1 pseudogene is annotated in these 270 nt (G+C 50.4%); it reads left to right on the top strand.

Annotated elements, in window-relative coordinates:
- Positions 1 to 270, top strand: a pseudogene (locus LDK53_RS22840) (hypothetical protein); the annotation flags it as partial.

A 270-nucleotide genomic window follows, 5' to 3' on the forward strand; every position in this document is an offset into this window, starting at 1 on the left:
CAAGCAGGTATACAGGCTGAGTGATAATGCGGTGATTTTTGACCGCAATGAAAATGAGAGTGTGGCGGGGTTTGGGCGCGTTCTGGAAGGCCATCTCTACATTGACGGAGTGGCGTTTATTCTCACGCAGGAGATTACCGATTATTCTGATCCGCGCTTTGCTAAAGAACGAGCGTTTTATCTGCGCAAGGAGGCAGGAAGACCTGACTGGATGGCGAATGATAAACCCCAGAAACTGGCAGAATTACAGGACCTCATGTCCCGGCTGAG

This window comes from Enterobacter sp. K16B, assembly GCF_020216105.1.
Classification (GTDB): Bacteria; Pseudomonadota; Gammaproteobacteria; order Enterobacterales; family Enterobacteriaceae; genus Enterobacter; species Enterobacter sichuanensis.